This window comes from Pseudomonas sp. P4_C4, from assembly GCF_056402055.1.
Genome location: NZ_JBFUID010000011.1, coordinates 24,371 through 45,785 on the forward strand (window position 1 = coordinate 24,371; position 21,415 = coordinate 45,785).

General features: G+C 61.2%; 16 protein-coding genes. 8 read left to right on the plus strand and 8 right to left on the minus strand.

From position 1 onward, the window contains the following. The 3 genes from ampC to AC1DXW_RS08370 form a co-directional block, all read right to left on the minus strand. Positions 1–1,110: a class C beta-lactamase gene (ampC, locus tag AC1DXW_RS08360; protein WP_477755759.1), complete on the minus strand. Its 1,110-nt coding sequence runs from the start codon at positions 1,108–1,110 to the stop codon at positions 1–3. A gap of 147 nt (positions 1,111–1,257) precedes the next feature. Continuing rightward, the gene (gene gudD, locus AC1DXW_RS08365) at positions 1,258–2,601 is read right to left on the minus strand and encodes a glucarate dehydratase (RefSeq protein WP_477759914.1); all 1,344 of its coding nucleotides are present in this window, start codon (positions 2,599–2,601) and stop codon (positions 1,258–1,260) included. Positions 2,602–2,625: 24 nt separating this feature from the next. Then, positions 2,626–3,972: an MFS transporter gene (locus AC1DXW_RS08370; RefSeq protein ID WP_477759915.1), complete on the minus strand. Its 1,347-nt coding sequence runs from the start codon at positions 3,970–3,972 to the stop codon at positions 2,626–2,628. Positions 3,973–4,252: 280 nt separating this feature from the next. Here AC1DXW_RS08370 and AC1DXW_RS08375 point away from each other — a divergent pair, with 280 nt between their 5' ends. Continuing rightward, complete coding sequence (locus tag AC1DXW_RS08375) at positions 4,253–4,963, plus strand: FadR/GntR family transcriptional regulator (RefSeq protein ID WP_477755754.1); 711 nt, start codon at positions 4,253–4,255, stop codon at positions 4,961–4,963. A gap of 130 nt (positions 4,964–5,093) precedes the next feature. On the opposite strand, the gene AC1DXW_RS08380 is transcribed toward AC1DXW_RS08375, so the two are convergent. Beyond that, complete coding sequence (locus AC1DXW_RS08380; protein WP_477755753.1) at positions 5,094–6,005, minus strand: DMT family transporter; 912 nt, start codon at positions 6,003–6,005, stop codon at positions 5,094–5,096. A 96-nt stretch (positions 6,006–6,101) separates the two neighbouring features. Between AC1DXW_RS08380 and AC1DXW_RS08385 the strand changes: the two genes are divergently transcribed. Continuing rightward, a complete protein-coding gene (locus AC1DXW_RS08385) occupies positions 6,102–6,965 on the plus strand; it encodes a LysR substrate-binding domain-containing protein (RefSeq protein WP_477759916.1) in 864 nt (287 codons plus the stop codon). Positions 6,966–6,988: 23 nt separating this feature from the next. On the opposite strand, the gene acnA is transcribed toward AC1DXW_RS08385, so the two are convergent. Further along, on the minus strand, positions 6,989–9,730 hold the full coding sequence (acnA, locus tag AC1DXW_RS08390; protein ID WP_477756329.1) for an aconitate hydratase AcnA: 2,742 nt from the start codon (positions 9,728–9,730) through the stop codon (positions 6,989–6,991). A gap of 222 nt (positions 9,731–9,952) precedes the next feature. Here acnA and rlmM point away from each other — a divergent pair, with 222 nt between their 5' ends. Then, positions 9,953–11,026, plus strand: coding sequence for a 23S rRNA (cytidine(2498)-2'-O)-methyltransferase RlmM (gene rlmM / locus AC1DXW_RS08395; protein WP_154910041.1), 1,074 nt, complete (start codon positions 9,953–9,955; stop codon positions 11,024–11,026). Positions 11,027–11,197: 171 nt separating this feature from the next. Beyond that, positions 11,198–11,449, plus strand: coding sequence for a sulfurtransferase TusA (gene tusA / locus AC1DXW_RS08400; RefSeq protein WP_007987255.1), 252 nt, complete (start codon positions 11,198–11,200; stop codon positions 11,447–11,449). Between the two features lie 125 nt (positions 11,450–11,574). Here the strand turns inward: tusA and AC1DXW_RS08405 are convergent, their stop codons facing one another. After that, complete coding sequence (locus tag AC1DXW_RS08405; RefSeq protein WP_477754632.1) at positions 11,575–12,978, minus strand: MATE family efflux transporter; 1,404 nt, start codon at positions 12,976–12,978, stop codon at positions 11,575–11,577. A 190-nt stretch (positions 12,979–13,168) separates the two neighbouring features. On the opposite strand from AC1DXW_RS08405, the gene pdxB reads away from it, so the two are divergent. Continuing rightward, the gene (pdxB, locus tag AC1DXW_RS08410) at positions 13,169–14,311 is read left to right on the plus strand and encodes a 4-phosphoerythronate dehydrogenase PdxB (protein ID WP_477754633.1); all 1,143 of its coding nucleotides are present in this window, start codon (positions 13,169–13,171) and stop codon (positions 14,309–14,311) included. 103 nt (positions 14,312–14,414) lie between these two features. Here pdxB and AC1DXW_RS08415 read toward each other — a convergent pair whose 3' ends face one another. Continuing rightward, the gene (locus AC1DXW_RS08415; RefSeq protein WP_126046427.1) at positions 14,415–14,594 is read right to left on the minus strand and encodes a PA1571 family protein; all 180 of its coding nucleotides are present in this window, start codon (positions 14,592–14,594) and stop codon (positions 14,415–14,417) included. Between the two features lie 251 nt (positions 14,595–14,845). On the opposite strand from AC1DXW_RS08415, the gene AC1DXW_RS08420 reads away from it, so the two are divergent. Beyond that, positions 14,846–16,621 (plus strand): ABC transporter transmembrane domain-containing protein, encoded by a 1,776-nt coding sequence (locus AC1DXW_RS08420; protein WP_477759945.1) that lies wholly within the window; start codon positions 14,846–14,848, stop codon positions 16,619–16,621. 22 nt (positions 16,622–16,643) lie between these two features. Beyond that, positions 16,644–17,081, plus strand: a complete 438-nt coding sequence (locus tag AC1DXW_RS08425; protein WP_477754634.1) for a Fic family protein — start codon at positions 16,644–16,646, stop codon at positions 17,079–17,081. A 180-nt stretch (positions 17,082–17,261) separates the two neighbouring features. Here the strand turns inward: AC1DXW_RS08425 and AC1DXW_RS08430 are convergent, their stop codons facing one another. Next, positions 17,262–19,190, minus strand: a complete 1,929-nt coding sequence (locus AC1DXW_RS08430; RefSeq protein WP_477754635.1) for a transglycosylase SLT domain-containing protein — start codon at positions 19,188–19,190, stop codon at positions 17,262–17,264. A 215-nt stretch (positions 19,191–19,405) separates the two neighbouring features. Here AC1DXW_RS08430 and AC1DXW_RS08435 point away from each other — a divergent pair, with 215 nt between their 5' ends. Further along, positions 19,406–21,325 carry an ATP-binding cassette domain-containing protein gene (locus AC1DXW_RS08435; RefSeq protein WP_477759917.1) on the plus strand — a complete coding sequence of 640 codons (1,920 nt, stop codon included), beginning with the start codon at positions 19,406–19,408 and terminating at the stop codon, positions 21,323–21,325. Positions 21,326–21,415: the final 90 nt, after the last annotated feature.

Sequence of the window (21,415 nt, forward strand, 5' to 3'; positions counted from 1 at the left end):
TTATTGAGTCAGGGCACTCAGAATCTGATGGGCAATCCTGACCCGCTGCTCATTGGGATAATTCTTGTTGGCCAGCATCACAATGCCGATGTCCTTCGATGGCACGTACGCCACGTAAGCACCAAAGCCCCCGGTTGAACCGGTCTTGTTGACCAGCACGCTCTGCGGCTGCGCTTGCGGCGGGTTCAGCCATTGGACCTTGTGCGCCTCCATGGCCATCGGCGTGGAGTTGCCGTCCAGCAAGCGATCCAGCGTGATCGGGTAGCGATACATCTCCCAGCCCAGGCCCTGGGTCATATCGCCTACGGTGTAGTAACCGCTATGGGTCAAGGCGATGGCTTGCTGCAATGGCTTTTCCAGAGACGCCGGCTTCATGTTCGCGCCGACATAGCCCAGCAAGTCCGCGGCGCTGGTTTTCACCCCGTACGCCTCGGAATCCAGCGCCCCCGGAGTGACCCGTACCGGTTTGCCGTCCTTGTTGTAGCCCTGGGCGTACAGCGCCATCTGATCCTGCGGCACATGCACATAGGTGTGCTTGAGGCCCAGTTTCGGCAGCAGGGTTTTCTCCATCAGCTCATCGAACGGCTGGCCCATGCTTTGGGCGGCGAGGTAGCCGAACAGGCCAAGGCTGGGGTTCGAATACAGTCGGTGGCTGCCGGGAGCGTAGAGCGGTTTCCATTGTTGGTAGTAGCCGAGCATTTTGTCGGCCGAATCAGATTCAGCAGGGAATTGCAGTGGCAAGCCGCCAGCGCTGTAGGTGCCCAGTTGCAGCACGCTGATGTGGTCGAACGCGCTGCCGCGCAAGGCCGGCAGGACCTGGCTGGCTTTGTCCGACAGCGACAGCTTGCCCGTGGCCTGGGCGTAGGCGGCGAGGGTGGCGGTGAACGTTTTACTGACGGAGCCGATTTCGAACAGGGTGTCTTGCGTGACGGGGTTGCCGGTTTCTTTCGAGGCGACGCCATAGTTGAAGTAATGCGCCTGGCCGTTGACGGTGACTGCCACGGCCATGCCGTGAATACCCTCGGCTTGCATCACCGGTTGTACAGCGGCGTTCACCACTGTCTCGATTTGATCCTGTGCCACGCACTGGCCCGCGGCGAATATCGCCATGCAAGCGGCGATGGTTTTCAGCCTGTCCATATTGGTTTCATCCGTCGTTGATTCAGGTGCGCGCCATTCTATGGGGAAAACCCTGTTTTTAAATCCGACCGCCCACAGGCGGGTCGGGTTTATTGTTACAAGGTGCGCACCGTCGATTCAACGTACCAGGCACGGCCGCTTGTTATCGAACTTCCAGTCCGGAATCAAAAACTGCATCGCCACGCTGTCATCCCGCGCCCCCAGGCCCATGCCTTTGTACAGTTCATGGGCCTTGGCCAGTTGATCCATGTCCAGCTCCACCCCCAGCCCCGGTTTCTGCGGCACCTGCACGCAGCCGTCGACGATGTGCAGCGGGGCCTTGGTCAGGCGTTGGCCGTCCTGCCAGATCCAGTGGGTGTCGATGGCGGTGATCTCGCCCGGCGCGGCCGCCGCGACATGGGTGAACATCGCCAGGGAGATGTCGAAGTGGTTGTTGGAGTGCGAACCCCAGGTCATGCCCCATTCGTGGCACATCTGCGCCACGCGCACCGAGCCCTGCAGGGTCCAGAAGTGCGGGTCGGCCAGGGGAATGTCGACCGACTGCAGCTGGATCGCGTGGCCCATCTCCCGCCAGTCGGTGGCGATCATGTTGGTCGCGGTCTTCAGGCCCGTGGCCCGGCGGAACTCAGCCATGACTTCGCGTCCCGAGTACCCGTTTTCCGCCCCGCACGGGTCTTCGGCATAGGCCAGCACGTGGTGCTGATCGCGGCACAGGCGGATGGCTTCCTTCAGCGACCAGGCGCCATTCGGGTCGAGGGTGATGCGCGCATCGGGGAAGCGTTCGGCGAGGGCCGTGACCGCTTCGATTTCGGCGTCGCCGCTGAGCACGCCGCCCTTGAGCTTGAAGTCCTTGAAGCCGTAACGGGCATGGGCCGCCTCGGCCAGACGGACCACCGCGTCGGCGGTCATGGCTTTCTCATGCCGCACACGGAACCAGTCGTTGTCGGCGTCCGGTTCGCTGCGGTAGGCGAGGTCGGTTTCGTTGCGATCACCGACATAAAACAGATAGCCAAGCATCTTCACTTCATCGCGCTGCTGGCCTTCGCCGAGCAGGGCGGCCACCGGCACGTCCAGGTGCTGGCCGAGCAAGTCGAGCAATGCGGCTTCCAGGCCGGTGACGGCGTGAATGGTGATGCGCAGGTCGAAGGTCTGCAAACCGCGCCCACCGGCATCGCGGTCGGCGAAGGTCTGGCGCACCTGATTGAGAATCTTCTGATAAGTGCCAATCGGGCTGCCGACCACCAGGCTGCGTGCGTCTTCGAGGGTCTGGCGGATACGTTCGCCCCCCGGCACCTCGCCAACGCCGGTGTGGCCGGCGTTGTCCTTGAGGATCACGATGTTGCGAGTGAAGAACGGCCCATGGGCGCCGCTCAGGTTGAGCAGCATGCCATCGTGGCCGGCGACCGGAACCACTTGCATGCTGGTGATGACCGGGGCTTTTGCGGTGTCTTGTGGGTTCATTTTCCAATCCTTAAAAAGCTGAATTCAGGCGTGGTTGGGTGCAGCTTTGCTCTGCGCCACGGCGGGTGCGGATTTCGGTGTGTTGCGGGCGGCAAACACGATGATCGCGGCGATGATCGAGGTCGCGGCCAGGCCGTACAGCCCGCCCTGAATGGAACCGGTGCGTTCTTCCAGCAGGCCGAAGGTGGTCGGCGCAACGAAGCCACCGAGGTTGCCCACCGAGTTGATCAACGCGATGACGCCGGCGGCAATGCGCGCATCCAGGTAGGCCTGGGGAATCGGCCAGAACAGCGACGAGGCGGATTTGAAGCCCAGTGCTGCAAAGCAGATGGCGACAAAGGCGAAGATCGGTCCGCCGGTGGTGGACATGAACATCCCGGCCGCGGCGATCAGCAGGGCGGCAGCGACCCAGGCTTGCTGGTGTTTCCACTTGCCCGACAAGGAGGCGAAGGCGTACATGCCGACAATCGACAGCAACCACGGAATCGAGTTGAACAGCCCGACCTGGACATCGCTCAGGTCGCCCATCTTCTTGATGATGCTTGGCAGCCAGAAAGTCGCGGCGTAGATGGTCAGCTGGATAAAGAAGTAGATCAGGCAGAACAGGATGATCTGGCGATCCTTGAGCAACTTGCCCAGTGACGGCTTGATCGGCGTCGCCGCTTCCCGGGCCAGCTGTTCGTCGTCGATGGCCTTGACTAGCGCGTCCTGCTCCTCGCGGCTCAGCCATTTGGCGTCATGGGGTCTGGAGTCCAGCCAGAACCAGACGAACACGCACAACCCCACCGAAAACATGCCCTCGATGAAGTACATCCACTGCCAGCCGTGCAGGCCCAGGCCACTGATTTGCAGAAGTAGCCCGGACAGCGGGCCGGAGATCAGCGAGGCAATCGCCGAGCCGCTGAGGAAAATCGCAATCGCCTTGCCGCGCTCCACGCCGGGCAACCAGCGGGTGAAGTAGTAGATCACCCCGGGAAAGAACCCGGCTTCGGCCACGCCCAGCAGAAAACGCAGGATGTAGAAGTGGGTTTCGTTCTGGATGAACGCCATGCCCGCGGCGACCAGGCCCCAGGTCAGCATGATCCGCGTCAGCCAGATACGTGCGCCGACTTTTTGCAGAAGGATGTTGGAGGGCACTTCGAACAACGCATAACCGATGAAGAACAGACCGGCACCCAGGCCATAGGCGGCCGCGCCAATACCCAGGTCGTGTTCCATGTGGGTGCGGACGAAACCGATGTTCACGCGATCAATGTAATTGACGATGAACATGATGACGAACAGCGGCAAGACGTGACGTTTGACTTTGGCGATGGCGGACTTCAGCGCTGAATTGGCGTCGTCGTGCATCGCGGAGATGGATGTATTCACTGCGTTTTCTCCCACTCGTTATTTTTATGCGGGGTGAAGCTGGGTGCTGCGTTGTTGCTAGACATCATACAACTAGGTTTTTTGATCTTGCAACCACGTTTATCCAATGAAATAGAGCGATTACAGAGATTTTTTATTCTTTTTGTGGTGGCAGGTAGCCTTTGAAACGACTCAATATGGGGTGGTTGTTGAGTGTTGTCATACAAGTTGAGCGAGATTTTTCAGGATTCCCACCCGGCGCGGTGCTACGATTCGATAGCCCCGATTTCCGGACACCCCCATGCAAGAAGACCTCGAAGTACCCGCCCGCAAGCGCAGCCACAACCTGGCCCATGACCTGGTCGAAAAATTGACCCAGCGCATCCTGCTCGGCCAGATGTTGCCCGGCGACAAGTTGCCGTCGGAAAACACCATCGTTCAGGAACACGGGGTCAGTCGCACGGTGGTGCGCGAGGCGATCTCGAAGCTGCAGGCCTCGGGGCTGGTGGAGACCCGGCACGGCATTGGCACGTTCGTGATCGAGCGCGCACCGGAGCAGGGGCTGCGGCTGAATGTCGATACGGCGTTGGGGGTGCGCAGCATTCTGGAGTTGCGCATGGGCCTGGAAACCCAGGCGGCGGCGCTGGCGGCAACTCGCCGCACCGATCTGCAACTGGCGCAGATGCGTGAAGCACTGGATGACTATCAAAGCCTGCTGGCCAACAACGACAGCTGTGTCGAAGCGGACCGGCGTTTTCATCTGCTGATCGCCGAAGCCACTGGCAACCTGTGCTTCACCGAGATCATGCAGCACCTGGGCAGTGCGATGATCCCGCGCACCCGGGTCAATGCCGCCGAGCGTGGCGCGGTGGACTTGAGCAAGCTCGGCCAGTTGGCCAACCTTGAGCACGAGGCGATTCTCAACGCCATCAAGCGCCAGGACCCGGACACGGCGCGGGCGGCGATGTGGCTGCACCTGACCAACAGTCGCGACCGGTTTTCGGCTAGCTGAGGTTGTCTGTTTTTCAGTTGCACCGAGTCATCGTTCATCGCGAGCAGGCTCGCTCCCACATTGGAATGCGTACCCCTGTAGGGGCGGGCTTGCCCGCGAAGGCGTCAGTCCAGGCAACAAAAAGCATGGATCAGACCCTGGCAACCTGAACAACCACAACCCGCCGCTCCAGATTCAACGCCAGCACACTCGCCAACACCACCAGCCCGCCGACCACGATCATCAACGTCGGCCGCTCGCCAAGCGCATAGGACGCAATGACCATCGCCGTCGGCGGCGTCAAATACAGCGTCATCGTCGCCCGGCTCAAATCGACATGCGCCAGCACATAGGCCCAGGCCAGGTACGCCAGGGCACTGGGGAAAATCCCCAGTGCTAACACGGCGAACTGCACATGCAGCGGCGCAATCGCGATTTGATCCATCAGGCCGGGCAGATAAATCAACAACAACACCGTCCCGGACCACACCGTGTAACACACCAGCGTCAGCCCGTCGTAACGCCCGGTGTGATGCTTTTGCAGGGCAAAGTAGAGGCTCCAGGACACCGCCGCCAACAGGATCAGCAAGCCGTGGGCGTCGAGGCTGCCCAGGCCATGATCGCCGGCCACCACAATCAGCACGCCAAACAAGCCGAGCAGCACACAACCCCAGCGCCACAGGCTCACCTGATCCTTGAACACGAAGCGCGCAATCAATGTGCTGAACAGCGGTGTGGTCTGGGCCAGGACGCTCGAAGCCCCGGCGCTGATACCCTGCTGCCCGAAGTTGATCGCCACGTGGTGCAGGCTTACCGCAAAGAAACCCAGGCCGAACATCAGCGGCAAGTCTCGAAGCCTGGGCAAGCGAATGCCCTTGAGTATCGCGATCACTGCCATGAACACGGAGGCCAGCAGGAAGCGCAGGAGTGCCAGGTGCACGGGGTCGTAGGCCTGCAGGCCGATATGGATGCCGGTTGGGGAATACCCCCAGCACGCCACGACAAACGCCATGGCCAGGATGATTTTCCAGGGTGAAACGGAGGAGGGTGTGAGCGGCGACATGGTCGTGCACCTGTGGGTGGATGCACCGAGTATCAGAAAGCGTATCGTTCGCCACAACTGACTTATAATGCTCAAACTGTTCACTATGGGTGATGTATGGAGCTGGCACAGATTCGCATGTTCAAGACCGTGACCGATGTCGGCAGCATCGCCCGCGCGGCCGAGCTGTTGCATTGCGTGCCGTCGAACATCACGGCCCGCATCAAGGCCCTTGAGGCCGAACGGGGTGTCGCGCTGTTTTTGCGTGAGGGCCGAGGGCTGCGCATCAGCCCGTCGGGGCAAACCTTCCTGGCCTACGCTTCGAAAATCCTTGCCCTCACCGCCGAGGCCAAGCGCGCGGTCGATCCTTCGGCCGAGCCCTCGGGACCGTTGCGCATCGGCGCCATCGAGTCGTCGGCCACCGGGCGCTTGCCGCGTCTGCTGGCGAAATTCCACAAGCGTTTCCCGCAGGTGGCGCTGGAGCTGGCCACCGGCTCCTGGGGGCAGTTGCTTGACGACACACTCAATCACAAGCTCGACGGGGCCATCGTGGCGGTGGATGTCGAGCGTTCGCACCTCAAGCGCACGCCGATGTACCGTGAGGATTTATTGCTGATTGCCTCGACCTCCCTGGGGCCGCTGCGGGACATCAGCGACTTGCGGGACCAGACCGTATTCATGTGGCCACAGGGCTGTCCGTACCGGGCGGCGCTGGAGCATTGGTTGCTGCGACAGGGGCAGGCACTGCCGATTGTCAGCCTGGCGAGTTATGGCGCGATTGTCGGTTGCGTCAGCGCCGGGGCTGGGGTGGCACTGGTGCCCAAAGGCGTGTTCGACCAATACGCCAAAGGCGCGGGGTGCGCGGGGTTTGAATTCCCCGAACTGACCGCCGTCGACAACCTGTTTTACTGGCACGAAAACGCCGGGGTGCACCCGGCGCGCGAGGCGTTCGTGGCGATGCTGCGCGAGGAGTTTGCCTGATTTGCACTTGTGGGAGCGAGCCGTTATGAGGCAATCAACTGCCGCAACACGTAATGCAAAATTCCTCCCGACTTGAAGTATTCCACTTCATTGAGCGTATCGATCCGGCACAACACCTCGACCTTTTCCTTGCTGCCGTCTTCACGGGTGATGACCAGCGACAGGTTCATCCGTGGCGTCAGCTCGACGCCGGTCAATCCGAGGATGTCCAGGGTTTCACTGCCGCCCAGTTTCAGGCTCTTGCGGTTCTGGTCCAGCTTGAACTGCAGCGGCAACACGCCCATGCCCACCAGATTGGAGCGGTGAATCCGCTCGAAGCTTTCGGCGATGACCGCTTTCACCCCCAACAGATTGGTGCCCTTGGCCGCCCAGTCGCGGCTCGACCCGGTGCCGTATTCCTGGCCGGCGATCACCACCAGCGGCGTGCCCGAAGCCTGATAGCGCATGGCGGCGTCGTAGATCGGCATTTTTTCCCCGGTGGGAATGTAGCGGGTGTTGCCGCCTTCCTCGCCGCCGAGCATTTCGTTGCGTATGCGGATGTTGGCGAAGGTGCCGCGCATCATCACTTCGTGGTTGCCGCGCCGCGAGCCGTAGGAGTTGAAGTCCCGTGGCTCCACGCCTTTGTCGCGCAAGTATTGCCCTGCCGGGCTGTCGGCCTTGATGTTGCCGGCGGGGGAGATGTGGTCGGTGGTCACCGAGTCGCCGAGCAACGCGAGAATGTTCGCTGCGCAGATATCCTTGACCACAGGCGGCGGGCCGCCGATGTCATCGAAAAACGGCGGATGCTGGATGTAGGTCGAGTCGGCCTGCCAGACATAGGTCGCCGCTTGCGGAACCTTGATCGCCTGCCATTGCGCGTCACCGGCAAACACTTCGGCGTATTCCTTGTGGAACATCGCGGTGTTGACCTGATTCACCGCGTCGGCAATTTCTTTGCTGCTTGGCCAGATATCCCGCAGGTAAACCGGTTTGCCGTCCTTGTCATCGCCCAACGGTTCGCGGCTGAGGTCAGTGCGCACCGTGCCGGCCAGCGCGTAGGCGACCACCAGCGGCGGGGAGGCCAGCCAGTTGGTTTTCACCAGTGGATGCACCCGGCCTTCGAAGTTGCGATTGCCTGAGAGCACCGATGCCACGGTGAGGTCGGCTTGCTGGATGGCTTTTTCGATGGGCTCCGACAGCGGCCCGGAGTTGCCGATGCAGGTGGTGCAGCCATAGCCGACCAGGGCGAAGCCCAATTCATCGAGGTAACGGGTCAGGCCGGCCGCCTTGTAGTAGTCGGTGACCACTTTCGAGCCGGGGGCCAGCGAGCTCTTCACCCAAGGCTTGCGTTTCAGGCCTTTTTCCACAGCCTTCTTCGCCACCAGCCCGGCCGCCATCATCACGCTCGGGTTGGAGGTGTTGGTGCAGGAGGTGATCGCGGCAATCACCACCGCGCCGTTTTTCAGGCGATAGGTCTGGCCTTCATAGTCGTAATCCGCTTCGCCGGCCAGATCGGCGTTGCCGACGGCGACGCCGCCGCCCCCCTCGCTTTCCAGGCGGCCTTCTTCCTTGCTGGTGGGTTTGAATTGCAGGTCGACGAAGTCGCTGAAGGCTTGGGCGACATTCGGCAGCGATACCCGGTCCTGCGGGCGTTTCGGCCCCGCGAGGCAGGCTTCGACGCGGCCCATGTCCAGCGCCAGGGTGTCGGTGAACAGCGGTTCCTGGCCGGGCAGGCGCCACAGCCCCTGGGCCTTGCTGTAGGCCTCGACCAGTTGCACCGTTTCGAGGGGGCGGCCTGAGAGGCGCAGGTACTCCAGCGTGACGTCGTCCACCGGGAAGAAACCGCAGGTGGCGCCGTATTCCGGGGCCATGTTGGCGATGGTCGCGCGGTCGGCGAGCGGCAGGTCGGCGAGGCCATCGCCGTAGAACTCGACGAATTTGCCCACCACGCCTTTCTTGCGCAGCATCTGGGTGACAGTCAGCACCAGGTCGGTGGCGGTGATGCCTTCCTTGAGCTTGCCGGTGAGTTTGAAACCGATGACTTCGGGAATCAGCATCGACACCGGTTGCCCGAGCATCGCCGCTTCCGCCTCGATACCGCCAACGCCCCAGCCGAGCACGCCGAGGCCGTTGATCATGGTGGTGTGGGAATCGGTGCCGACCAAAGTGTCGGGGAAGGCATAGGTGCGGTCGTCCTCGTCCTTGGTCCAGACCGTGCGGCCGAGGTATTCAAGATTCACCTGGTGGCAGATCCCGGTGCCCGGCGGCACCACGCTGAAATTGTCAAAGGCACTCTGGCCCCAGCGCAGGAACGCATAACGCTCGCCATTGCGCTGCATTTCAATGTCGACGTTTTGCTCGAAGGCGCTGCTGCTGGCGAACTTGTCGACCATCACCGAGTGGTCGATCACCAGGTCTACCGGCGACAGCGGGTTGATCCGCTGTGGATTGCCGCCGGCCTTGGCCATCGCCGCACGCATCGCGGCCAGGTCGACCACAGCGGGAACGCCAGTGAAGTCTTGCATCAAGACCCGCGCCGGGCGGTACTGGATTTCGCGGTCGGAGCGACGCTCCTTGAGCCACGCGGCCAGGGCCTTGAGGTCGGCGCCGGTGACGGTTTTTTCGTCTTCCCAGCGCAGCAGGTTTTCCAGCAGGACTTTCAAGGACATCGGCAACTTGTCCAGGTCGCCCAGGCTTTTGGCGGCATCGGGCAGGCTGAAATAGTGGTAGGTCTTGTTGCCGACTTGCAGGGTCTTGAGCGTTTTCAGGCTATCGAGGGACGGCATTGCGATCACTCCTTAAAGTCCGCACGGCTACGGACTGAGGGGACGGGCAGAACATTAAACCTAGCCCTGTTTTAAGTAGCTGGCTAATAACTCGATTCTATGGGCAAGTCCGAGGTTCCGAAGTCAGCTATCATGCGCGGGTTTTCGTGACAGGCTTTGCTTCAACGCAAGCCTGGGCATCGTGCAGTGGCCGAAATTCCTCGCCATTGCCCAGGAGTAAGAATGAACACCCTCTTTATGCATTGCCGGCCGGGCTTCGAAGGCGAAGTCTGTTCCGAGATTTCCGACCTCGCCGCGCGCTTGAATGTGGCCGGTTATGCCAAGGCCAAAGCTGCAACTGCCTGCGCCGAATTCGTCTGCACCGAAGAAGACGGCGCCGAGCGCCTGATGCGCGGGCAGCGTTTCGCCGAGCTGATCTTCCCGCGCCAGTGGGCTCGGGGGATTTTCATCGATCTGCCGGAAACCGACCGCATCAGCGTGATCCTCGCGCATATGGCGGACTTTCCGCTGTGCGGCAGCCTGTGGCTGGAAATGGTCGACACCAATGACGGCAAGGAACTGTCGAACTTCTGCAAGAAATTCGAAGTGCACCTGCGCAAGGCGCTGATGGCCGCTGGCAAACTGGTGGAAGACGCGCATAAGCCGCGCCTGTTGCTGACCTTCAAGAGTGGGCGTGAAGTGTTCATGGGCCTGGCCGAGTCAAACAACTCGGCCATGTGGCCAATGGGCATTCCGCGCCTGAAGTTTCCACGCGAAGCGCCGAGCCGCTCGACCCTCAAGCTGGAAGAGGCCTGGCACCACTTCATCCCGCGCGACCAGTGGGACGAGCGCCTGCACAGCGACATGACCGGCGTTGACCTCGGGGCCGCCCCCGGTGGCTGGACCTGGCAACTGGTCAACCGCGGCATGTTGGTGACGGCGATCGACAACGGCCCGATGGCCGAAAGCCTGATGGACACCGGTCTGGTGCAGCACTTGATGGCCGACGGTTTCACCTTCAAGCCCAAGCAACCGGTGGACTGGATGGTCTGCGACATCGTCGAGAAGCCGGCGCGCAACGCCGCGATGCTGGAAGAGTGGATCGGCGAGGGGCATTGTCGTGAAGCGGTGGTTAACCTCAAGCTGCCGATGAAGCAGCGTTACGCCGAAGTGAAGCGTTTGCTCGAGCGCATTGCCGATGGCTTCAAGGCCCGGGGCATCAAGGTCGAGATTGGCTGCAAGCAGCTGTACCACGACCGCGAGGAAGTGACCTGCCATTTGCGCCGGCTGGATGTGAAGAAGCCCAAGTCCCGCTAACCACACCACCCCCTGTAGGAGCTGGCTTGCCAGCGAAGGGTCCCTTGAGTCATGCGCCGAATTTGCGGACGCCTTCGCTGGCAAGCCAGCTCCTACAAAGATGGATGTCTGTCGCAGATGACGTTACACCCGGCAATGCGCGACAATGCCGGCCAGTTTCAGGAGTGAATCATGAGTGAAATGCTTGATACGCCGGTAGACGGCACCCTCGACGCCACCGGCCTCAACTGCCCGGAGCCGGTGATGATGCTACACCAGCATATCCGTGACCTGGTGCCTGGCGGCTTGCTCAAGGTGATCGCCACTGACCCGTCGACCCGTCGCGACATTCCCAAGTTCTGTGTGTTTCTCGACCATGAACTGGTGGCGCAGCACGAAGAGGCGGGCACCTACCTCTACTGGATTCGCAAGAAATCCGGCTGATCATCAAGCCCCTGTAGGAGCGAGCTTGCTCGCGATGGACGTCAACGATAACGCGTAATACCTGATGCCCCGCGGTGTCCTGGCGTTTTTCGCGAGCAAGCTCGCTCCTACAAGGGGTACGGCGATCAACCCTGACTGTTACGAATCCGCCGGCGCGCACTGAGCGTCAGGCGGATCGACAGCATCAGCGCCGCACAGCTCAAGCCGGCAATCAGCCCTTCCCAGAGCCCGCTTGGGCCGCTGGCCGGACCGAACCAGTCGGTCAGTCCCAGCACGTAGCCGACCGGCAGGCCGATGCCCCAATAGGCGAACAAGGTCAGGATCATCGTCACCCGGGTGTCCTGGTATCCACGCAACGCGCCAGCGCAAATCACCTGGATGGCATCGGAAAACTGGTACAGCGCAGCATAGACAATCAGCATCGATGCAATCTGGATCACGTTCCTGTCAGGCGTGTAGATCGAGGCGATGGGCTCGCGCAGCAGCAGGATCAGGCTCGCCGAGAACGCCGCGAACACCAGTGCCGCGCCGAGCCCGACCTTTGCCGCGAAGCGCGCCTGCCAAGGATTGCCGGCCCCCAGTGCCTGACCGACGCGCACGGTCACCGCCATGCCCAGCGAGTAAGGAATCATGAACAACAGTGAGCTGATGTTCAGGGCGATTTGATGCCCGGCCACCACGGTAGAGCCGAGACTACCGATCAATAGCGCGATGACCGCGAAGATGCTGGACTCGGCGAAGACGGCGATACCAATCGGCAGGCCAATGCCGACCAGGCGCTTGATCACGACCCATTGCGGACGGTCGAAGCGCACCAGCACACGGGTGCGGGAATAGAAGGGCGCCCAGAACGTCCAGCCGGCCATGCTCAACGCCATGAACCACATCACGATGCCGCTGGCCCAGCCGCAACCGACGCCGCCCAGGGCCGGTGCGCCGAAGTGGCCGTAGATCAACGCATAGTTCAGCGGGATGTTCAGCAGCAGGCCGCACAAGCCAATGACCATGCTCGGACGGGTGCCCCCCATGCCATCGCTGTAGCAGCGCAGTACGTAATAAAAAGCCATGCCCGGCAAGCCGAAGGCGATCCCGTGCAGGTAACCCATGCTCGGCTCGATCAACTGCGGATCGACTTTCATCCAGTGCAGGATCGGCTCGGCGCCGAGCAGCAGGCCACTGCCGATCAACCCGACACACAGCGCGAGCCACAGCGCCTGGCGAACCAGCGGGCCGATCTCGTCAAACTGCCCGGCGCCAAAGCGTTGTGCGACCTTGGGTGTGGTAGCCAGCAGGACGCCGGACATCAACAGGTAGACGGGAATCCAGATCGAGTTGCCCAGGGCCACCGAGGCCAGGTCCCGTGGGCTGACGCGGCCGGCCATCACCGCATCGACGAAGCCCATGGCCGTGGTCGCCAGTTGCGCGATCATGATGGGCAGGGCCAGGTTGAGCAGGCCTTTGAGTTCCAGGCGAACGGGGGTTGTCCGCGCAGGCGCAATGGCGGCGGTATTCTCGATTACAGGATTCAATAGCGAAACGTCCAAAAGGTGTTGATGCACAGGCGCGCATTCTACGCGTTGACGCGGCAGTCAGGAAAAGACCCGTGTTGTGGATTTGTAATCAACCCTCTGTAGGAGCGAGCTTGCTCCTACAGAGAGATGCGTCTAGGCGCGATGCGTCATCTACGCCTACACTGCCGATCCGCCAAAGGAGCCTGCCATGCTGATTGTTGCCGACGAAAATATCCCCCTGCTCGATGCCTTCTTCGAAGGCTTCGGTGAAATCCGCCGGGTGCCGGGTCGTTCCATTGACCGTGCCACGGTCGAACAGGCCGATGTGCTGTTGGTGCGTTCGGTGACCAACGTCAATCGCACGCTGCTCGAAGGCAGCAAGGTGCGTTTTGTCGGTACGTGCACCATCGGCACCGATCATCTGGACCTGGATTACTTTCAGCAGGCCGGTATCACCTGGTCCAGCGCACCGGGCTGCAATGCCCGCGGCGTGGTCGACTATGTGCTCGGCAGCTTGCTGACCCTGGCCGAAATCGAAGGCGTCGACCTGACCCGGCGTACCTACGGCGTAGTCGGTGCCGGCGAAGTGGGCGGGCGATTGGTCAAAGTCCTGCAGGGTCTGGGCTGGAAGGTGCTGGTGTGCGATCCGCCACGGCAGGCCGCTGAAGGCGGTGACTACGTCAGTCTCGAGCAGATCATCGAAGCGTGCGACGTCATCAGCCTGCACACGCCGCTGACCAGGCAGGGACAGCTATCGACCTGGCATTTGTTCGATGAGACACGCCTGAACCAGCTCAAGTCCGGCACCTGGCTGATCAATGCCAGTCGCGGACCGGTGGTGAACAACACGGCCCTGCGCGATGTGCTGCTGGAGCGCGAAGACCTGCAAGCGGTGCTCGATGTGTGGGAAAACGAGCCTGAAGTCGACGTGGCGCTGGCCGAGCTGTGCGTGCTGGCAACGCCGCACATTGCCGGTTACAGCCTCGACGGCAAGCAGCGGGGGACCGCGCAGATTTATCAGGCGTATTGCGACTTTCTCGGGCAACCGGCCCGCGTCAGCCTGAGCGATTTGCTGCCGGCACCGTGGCTGTCGCACGTGACCCTGAATGCGCAAAGCGACCCAGCCTGGGCCTTGGCGATGCTGTGCCGTGGCGTATATGACCCGCGTCGTGACGATGCGGATTTCCGTCGCAGCCTGGTCGGCAGTGTCAGCGAGCAGCGTGCGGCATTCGATATGCTGCGCAAGCAATACCCGTTGCGCCGGGAGATCGACGGATTGCAGGTGCGGATCGAAGGTGAATCGCCTGAGTTGCTGGGGATTGTGGCAGCGTTGGGGGCAACACTGGTTTAAAGACCGACTTGCCCGTGAAGGGCGCGACACAGTCCCGGATTGGATTAAGCAGGCATAAAAAACCCGGCCAACCATGGGCCGGGTCAAGAAGACGGTGGCTATATCACTCTTGTTCGGCAGGTTTGACCAGTCGCTTTTCCAGTTCGCTGCAAGCTTTCTGGATCATTTTTTCAGTGATCGGTACTTCGCGACCCTGCTCGTCAATAATCGAGCAACCCAGAGACTGGTCTGGTTGCGTGCGGATCACTTGAATCTTGTCATCGCTGCTGTGTTGCAAGGACATGGCCTGTCTCCTCATCAGGTTGTGTGCTTACTGTAGAACCGCCAGGTGACCGGGCTATGACAACTCCCTGCGATCTTTCCGGGCGGACAGAAACAGTCCACCAGAAATGCCTTCGCGTGGCTAGCCGAACTTTAGACCAATAGCGTCTAGCCTCTAGTGTTGGTGGACATAATTAACCTGACTCATTGTGATTTGCAGCGAGCCACCCCATTGAGCGGTGTAGGCTGACCCTAATGACTGCTTTGTCCTGGATGATTGCGATGCTCTCTGCCCGTCACCGCCGTGCTGTTCGCCTGGCCCGTCGTTTCATCGCGCCGTATCGCTGGCAGGCCTTTGGCGCCTTGCTGGCGCTGATCGCCACCGCCGGCATCACCTTGTCCATGGGGCAGGGCATTCGCCTGCTGGTGGACCAGGGGTTCATGACCCAGTCACCGCATCTGCTCAATCAGTCCATCACGCTGTTCATGTTGCTGGTCATGGGGCTGGCAATCGGTACGTTTGCGCGGTTTTACCTGGTGTCGTGGATCGGTGAACGCTGCGTCGCCGATATCCGGCGCAACGTGTTCAATCATCTGATTTACCTGCACCCGGGGTTTTACGAAGACAATCGCAGCTCCGAAATCCAGTCACGCCTGACCGCCGATACCACGCTGCTGCAATCGGTCATCGGTTCTTCGCTGTCGTTGTTCCTGCGCAATCTGTTGATGGTGATCGGCGGAATCGTCTTGCTGTTCATCACCAACCCCAAGCTCACCAGCATCGTGGTGCTGGCCTTGCCTTTGGTGATCGCGCCGATCCTGATCTTCGGCCGGCGGGTGCGTAACCTCTCGCGCCTGAGTCAGGACCGGATTGCCGACATCGGCAGCTATGTTTCCGAAACCCTGGGCCAGATCAAGACCGTGCAGGCCTACAACCATCAGGCCGAGGACGAGCGCCGGTTTGCCGTGACCGTGGAGGAGGCGTTCAACACCGCACGCAAGCGCATCTTCCAGCGGGCCTGGCTGATTACCCTGGTGATCGTCTTGGTATTGGGCGCGGTCGGGGTGATGCTCTGGGTCGGTGGCATGGACGTCATCGCCGGGCGAATTTCCGCCGGCGAGCTGGCGGCGTTCGTGTTCTATAGCCTGATCGTCGGCAGCGCGTTCGGCACCTTGAGCGAAGTGATTGGCGAATTGCAACGGGCAGCCGGCGCGGCCGAGCGGATTGCCGAGTTGCTGCGTTCGGAAAACATCATCCTGCCGCCGGTGGCAGGCGCGGTGACACTGCCGGACCGGGTCGACGGCCAACTGCAACTGCAAAATGTGCGTTTTTACTACCCGTCGCGGCCGGAAAGTTATGCCGTCGACGGCTTGAGCCTGACTGTAAATGCCGGTGAGACGCTGGCGCTGGTCGGGCCATCGGGGGCCGGAAAATCGACGGTGTATGACTTGCTGCTGCGTTTTTACGACCCGGCCGAGGGACGGATCCTGCTCGATGGCGTGCCGTTGACTCAACTCGATCCGCTGGACCTGCGTCGCTGTTTCGCCCTGGTGTCGCAAGCCCCGGCACTGTTTTTCGGCAGCATTGAAGAAAACATTCGCTACGGCAGTCCGAAGGCGACTTTGGCCGAGGTACAGGAAGCGGCAAAAATCGCTTATGCCCATGACTTTATCGAAGCCATGGCCAACGGTTACCAGACTCATCTGGGGGACGGTGGTCTCGGCTTGTCCGGTGGTCAGCGCCAACGTCTGGCCATCGCCCGCGCGTTGCTGGTGGACGCCCCGATCCTGCTCCTCGACGAAGCTACCAGCGCCCTCGATGCCCAGAGTGAACACCTGATCCAGCAGGCGCTGCCGAGCCTGATGAAAAACCGTACCACCCTGGTAATCGCCCATCGCCTGGCCACGGTGAAAAACGCCGACCGAATTGCGGTGATGGACCAGGGGAAACTGGTGGCGGTGGGCACGCATCAGGAGCTGATTGCCAGCAATGCGTTGTATGCGCGGTTGGCGGCGTTGCAGTTCAGTGATGGACATGAAGCGGCATGAATGACGCCTGGTATTATCTTATTTGCCGGTTGAGGCGGTGATTCGGGATCAGCAGGAGGCGTACTACGCGGCATTGTCGGCGGCCGATCATTTGGCCGAATCAACGCCTTTCGTAGAGTTCATGTTGCAAGCCATGAGCCTTGCACTATCGGAGGCGGTACGGGGTGAGCCAGAAATCGACCCAGTAACCGACCCAGTAACCGACCTGGTAACCGACCCAGTAGAGAAGTTGCTTTCTGTGCTGAATGTTAACGGCCCACGAAAGATCAGCGAATTGTTGGCTGACATCGGATTGGTGCACAAGGCGACGTTTCGGGCTAACTATCTCAGGCCGGCATTAGCGATCGAATGGATAGAGATGACCCAGCCCGAATCGCCAAGTAGTCCGGCACAAAAGTATCGCCTGACCCAGCTCGGAAAACAGGTCTTCGCACAGCTCAAGTCGGCGAAGAAACACTGAGCACCTCTGTAGGAGCGAGCTTGCTCGCGATGGTCGTTAACGATAACGCGTATTTACTGGCTAAACGCGGCGCTCTTGAGTCCATCGTCGGAACGCCGCCCGGAGCAAGCTCGCTCCTACTATTCCCTTAACTGAACAACATTAGCATCTGCGATGCGGGCTTTTGCGGGTCGATTTGAATCATTGATCGTCGAAAAACCGCTCATGCCAATCCACTATCGGCTGTGGCGCATTGAGCTTCTGACCGTAGATCACCGAGTACGACAACACGTTTTGCACGTACTGGCGGGTTTCGTCGAACGGGATGCTTTCCACCCACACGTCGAAACTCAGGTGGTCCGCACCACGCAGCCATTGGCGTACGCGGCCGGGGCCGGCGTTGTAGGCGGCGGAGGCGAGGACGCGGTTGCCGTTGAACTGGCTGTGCACCTGGCTCAGGTAGGCGGCACCGAGCTGGATGTTCTTGTCCGGATCGAACAGTTGCTGTGGCGAGCTATAGGGAATGCTGAACTTGCGTGCGGTTTCCTTGGCGGTGGCCGGCATCAGTTGCATCAGGCCCGAGGCGCCGACCCCGGAGCGGGCGTCGTCCATGAACGCACTTTCCTGGCGGGTAATGGCGAACGCCCAGCTCGGATGCAGGCCGCGGTTTTTCGCTTCACGGACCAGGGTCTCGCGGTGAGCCATCGGGAAGCGGATATCCAGGTCATCCCAATACTGCGCCTGACTGATGGTGCGGATCGCCGGGAAGTACCATTTCAGGTCGTAGGCCAGTTTCGCCTGGGCGACCATTTCGTCGCGGCTGAAGTGACGGCTGACGTAATACCACTCGCGACGGCCATCGACGATCTGCCCGCGGGCGTGCAGCTCCAGGGCGCGGCGTACGCCGGGCGTGTTACGCACCTTGTTGATGGTGGCTTGGCTGAGCACCAGCGGTTTGTTGAGCAAAGAGTAGGGCGACTGGGAGCGATCGGCGGCGAGGAAACCATAGAAGTCGCGTTCGCGGGCCAGGCTTTTATAGAGCGTCTGCGCTTGCGGATTCTGCGGTTGCGCCAGTTCCAGGCTGCGGGCCTGCCAGTAACGCCAGCGGTTGGTGGTGGCCAGGTCCTGGGGCAGGCGGCGGGTCAACTGATAGGCGTCGTCCCAGCGCGCCAGGCGCAGGAGCAGGCGCAAGCGCCATTCGGAAACCGTGTTGTCGCGCAGCTCGGGGTCGTATTTGGTCATGACGTCCAGTGCACGGCTGTCGAAACGTCGTGCGAGGGTCAGGCCGATTTCCCGGGCGATCGCCACTTTTTCATCCCGGGAGAAGTGCATGCTACTGGCGTAACCGTCGAGCAGGTCCATGGCCTTGTCCGGGTCCTGGCGGGCCAGGCGGCGCAGGCCGAGGCTGACCACATCGGACATGGCTTCATCGGCCGGGGTGAAGCGTGACGGCTGGTTGAGCAGTTCCGGTTTCTGCGCGACGTCCACCAGCAAGCGACCGCGAGGGGCGAGGGCGGTCATGCCGTTGACCAGGCTGTTGGCCAGCGGGTAGTTGCGCGTCTGGGCGGCGAGTTTGGCGCGCTCCCAGCGTTTTTGCTCGGTCAACTGGCCTTCGGCGGCCCACATGCCGAACAGCGTGTCACAGGCGTCGGGTTGGGACTTGCCGGTCAGCCAGAGCTTTTCCGCGTTGGCGTTGCCTTCGGCCTTGAGACCGTGGCTGAGCTGGTACTGCGCGTTCAGGCAGTCCAGTTCGGTAAAGTTCATTTTCGGGTCGTAGTACTTGACGAAGGTCGCCCAGTCGCCCCGATCCGCCAGCCAGCGCAACCAGCGCAGTTTCATCCAGTTGGCCTGGGGCAGGTCGCCGTGTTCGGCGAGGAATTTCTCGATTTCGGCGTTGCTCGCGGTTTTCAGGCGCGCGGTCAGCTCGTCGTAGGCCAGGTAGGGTTCCAGCGGATAATCGGCGAGGGCCTGGCTGTAACGGAAATACGGGCCACTGTCGCCCTTGGCCAAGGCGCGTTTGGCTTCATCGTAATACTGGCGTTGGGTGGACAGGTCCACCGCCTGGACGGATTGAACGGCAGCGGCAGACAGTAAAAAAACAGATAAAAGATTGAAAAGGCGACTGCGCATGAGACGTCCGGGCAGAGAAAAATCATGACAAGCGCGGGCCAGACCCGCGCTGAATTGTCTGTAGCTTAGCCTTTTGCCAGCAGCCGGTGAAAGCTTTGCGGGTCTTCCCGCGTCAGTTCGCAACATTTGTCATGCAGAGTGCTACGACAGCGAAATTGCCGGCCTTCTGAAGCCTCAAGTCAGGTAGAATGCGCGCCCGGTTTTTGGAGAAGCTCATGACCCTGCTCAAATTCAGCGATGTGTCCCTTGCTTTCGGCGCTATGCCGTTGTTGGACAAGGTGTCCTGGCAGATCGCCCGTGGTGAGCGGGTGTGCATCATCGGCCGCAACGGCACTGGCAAGTCCAGCATGATGAAGCTCGTCAAGGGCGACCAGAAGCCCGATGACGGCTCGGTGTGGCGTGCCCCCGGTCTGAAAATCGGCGAATTGCCGCAAGAATTGCCGGTGGCCGACGAGCGGACCGTGTTCGATGTGGTGGCCGAAGGCCTGGACGGCGTCGGTGCGTTGCTTGCCGAGTATCACCACCTGAGCCAGAACTGCGTCACCGACGCCGACCTGGACAAGCTGATGCACGTCCAGCACGACCTCGAAGCCCGTGACGGCTGGCGTTTGCAGACTTTAGTCGACAGTACCCTGAGCCGCCTGCAACTGCCGGCCGACAAGACCCTCGCCGAGTTGTCCGGCGGCTGGCGTCGTCGCGTCCTGCTGGCCCAGGCCCTGGTGTCCGAGCCGGACCTGCTGCTGCTCGACGAACCGACCAACCACCTGGACATCGGTGCCATCGCCTGGCTTGAAGAAGCATTGAAGGATTTCCAGGGCGCCGTGCTGTTCATCACGCACGACCGTTCTTTCCTGCAGAACCTGGCCACCCGCATCCTCGAACTGGATCGCGGCGGCCTGATCGACTGGAACGGCGACTACGCCAGTTTCCTCGTGCACAAGGAAGCCGAACTCGCTGCCGAAGCCACCGCCAATGCGTTGTTCGACAAGCGCCTGGCCCAGGAAGAAGTGTGGATTCGTCAGGGTATCAAGGCCCGTCGCACCCGTAACGAAGGCCGCGTACGTGCCCTCAAGGCTCTGCGTGTCGAGCGCAGCGAGCGTCGTGAGCGTACCGGCAAGGCCAATATCCAGCTGGACACTGCCGACAAGTCCGGCAAGCAAGTGATGGTGCTCGAGAACGTCAGCTTCGCTCACCCGGGCGGCCCGTTCCTGATCAAGGACTTCTCGATGGTGTTGCAGCGCGGCGACCRTATCGGTCTGCTCGGCGCCAACGGTACCGGCAAGACCACGCTGCTGAAGCTGATGCTCAGCGGCCTGCAACCGACCAGCGGCAAAGTGGAAGAAGGCACCAGGATCGATGTCGCCTACTTCGACCAGTTGCGTCATCAACTGGATCTGGAAAAAACCGTAATCGACAACGTGGCCGAAGGTCGCGACTTCATCGATATCGATGGTCAGAGCCGCCATGTGCTGAGCTACCTCGGCGACTTCCTGTTCAGCCCGCAGCGTGCGCGCACGCCGGTCAAGGCGCTGTCCGGTGGTGAGCGTGCCCGTCTGTTGCTGGCCAAGTTGTTCAGCAAGCCGGCGAACCTGCTGGTACTCGACGAACCGACCAACGACCTCGACGTTGAAACCCTCGAACTGCTCGAAGAAGTCTTGCTGACCTTCAACGGCACCGTACTGATGGTCAGCCACGACCGGGCATTCCTCGACAACGTGGTCACCAGCACCCTGGTCTTCGAAGGTGAAGGCAAGGTTCGCGAGTACGTCGGTGGCTACCAGGACTGGCTGCGCCAGGGCGGCTCGCCGCGCCTGCTGGGCGTGACCGAAAGCAAATCCGGCAAGGCCGACCTGAACTCCGCGGTGGTGAAGGCCGAGCCTGCGCCGGTTGCGGCGGCCGTCGAAGCGCCAGTGGCGAAGAAAAAGCTCAGCTACAAGTTGCAGCGCGAACTGGAAGCGTTGCCGGGGCAGATCGAAGCCATGGAGCAACAGATCGCCGCCGTTGAAGCACAGATGGCGGATGCGGGCTTCTATCAGCGTCCTGCTGCCGAAACGGCTGCGGTGATTGCTCAGCTGGAGCAGTTGCAGGCTGAGCTCGACATCATGGTCGAGCGTTGGGCCGAGCTGGATGCCTGATTGATCCGGTAACAAAAAAAGCCCGGCGCTCAGTGATGAACGCCGGGCTTTTCATATGCAATGCAATCCTTGTAGGAGCTATCGCAGCCT

Excerpts from the sequence above, each read along its gene's own strand:
- AC1DXW_RS08385 (WP_477759916.1), top strand. The coding sequence starts at position 6,102 with ATGGAGCTGGCACAGATTCGCATGTTCAAGACCGTGACCGATGTCGGC.
- AC1DXW_RS08420 (WP_477759945.1), top strand. The coding sequence starts at position 14,846 with ATGATTGCGATGCTCTCTGCCCGTCACCGCCGTGCTGTTCGCCTGGCC.
- rlmM (WP_154910041.1), top strand. The coding sequence starts at position 9,953 with ATGAACACCCTCTTTATGCATTGCCGGCCGGGCTTCGAAGGCGAAGTC.
- gudD (WP_477759914.1), bottom strand. The coding sequence starts at position 2,601 with ATGAACCCACAAGACACCGCAAAAGCCCCGGTCATCACCAGCATGCAA.
- AC1DXW_RS08415 (WP_126046427.1), bottom strand. The coding sequence starts at position 14,594 with ATGTCCTTGCAACACAGCAGCGATGACAAGATTCAAGTGATCCGCACG.
- tusA (WP_007987255.1), top strand. The coding sequence starts at position 11,198 with ATGAGTGAAATGCTTGATACGCCGGTAGACGGCACCCTCGACGCCACC.
- AC1DXW_RS08380 (WP_477755753.1), bottom strand. The coding sequence starts at position 6,005 with ATGTCGCCGCTCACACCCTCCTCCGTTTCACCCTGGAAAATCATCCTG.
- pdxB (WP_477754633.1), top strand. The coding sequence starts at position 13,169 with ATGCTGATTGTTGCCGACGAAAATATCCCCCTGCTCGATGCCTTCTTC.
- AC1DXW_RS08430 (WP_477754635.1), bottom strand. The coding sequence starts at position 19,190 with ATGCGCAGTCGCCTTTTCAATCTTTTATCTGTTTTTTTACTGTCTGCC.
- ampC (WP_477755759.1), bottom strand. The coding sequence starts at position 1,110 with ATGGCGATATTCGCCGCGGGCCAGTGCGTGGCACAGGATCAAATCGAG.
- acnA (WP_477756329.1), bottom strand. The coding sequence starts at position 9,730 with ATGCCGTCCCTCGATAGCCTGAAAACGCTCAAGACCCTGCAAGTCGGC.
- AC1DXW_RS08375 (WP_477755754.1), top strand. The coding sequence starts at position 4,253 with ATGCAAGAAGACCTCGAAGTACCCGCCCGCAAGCGCAGCCACAACCTG.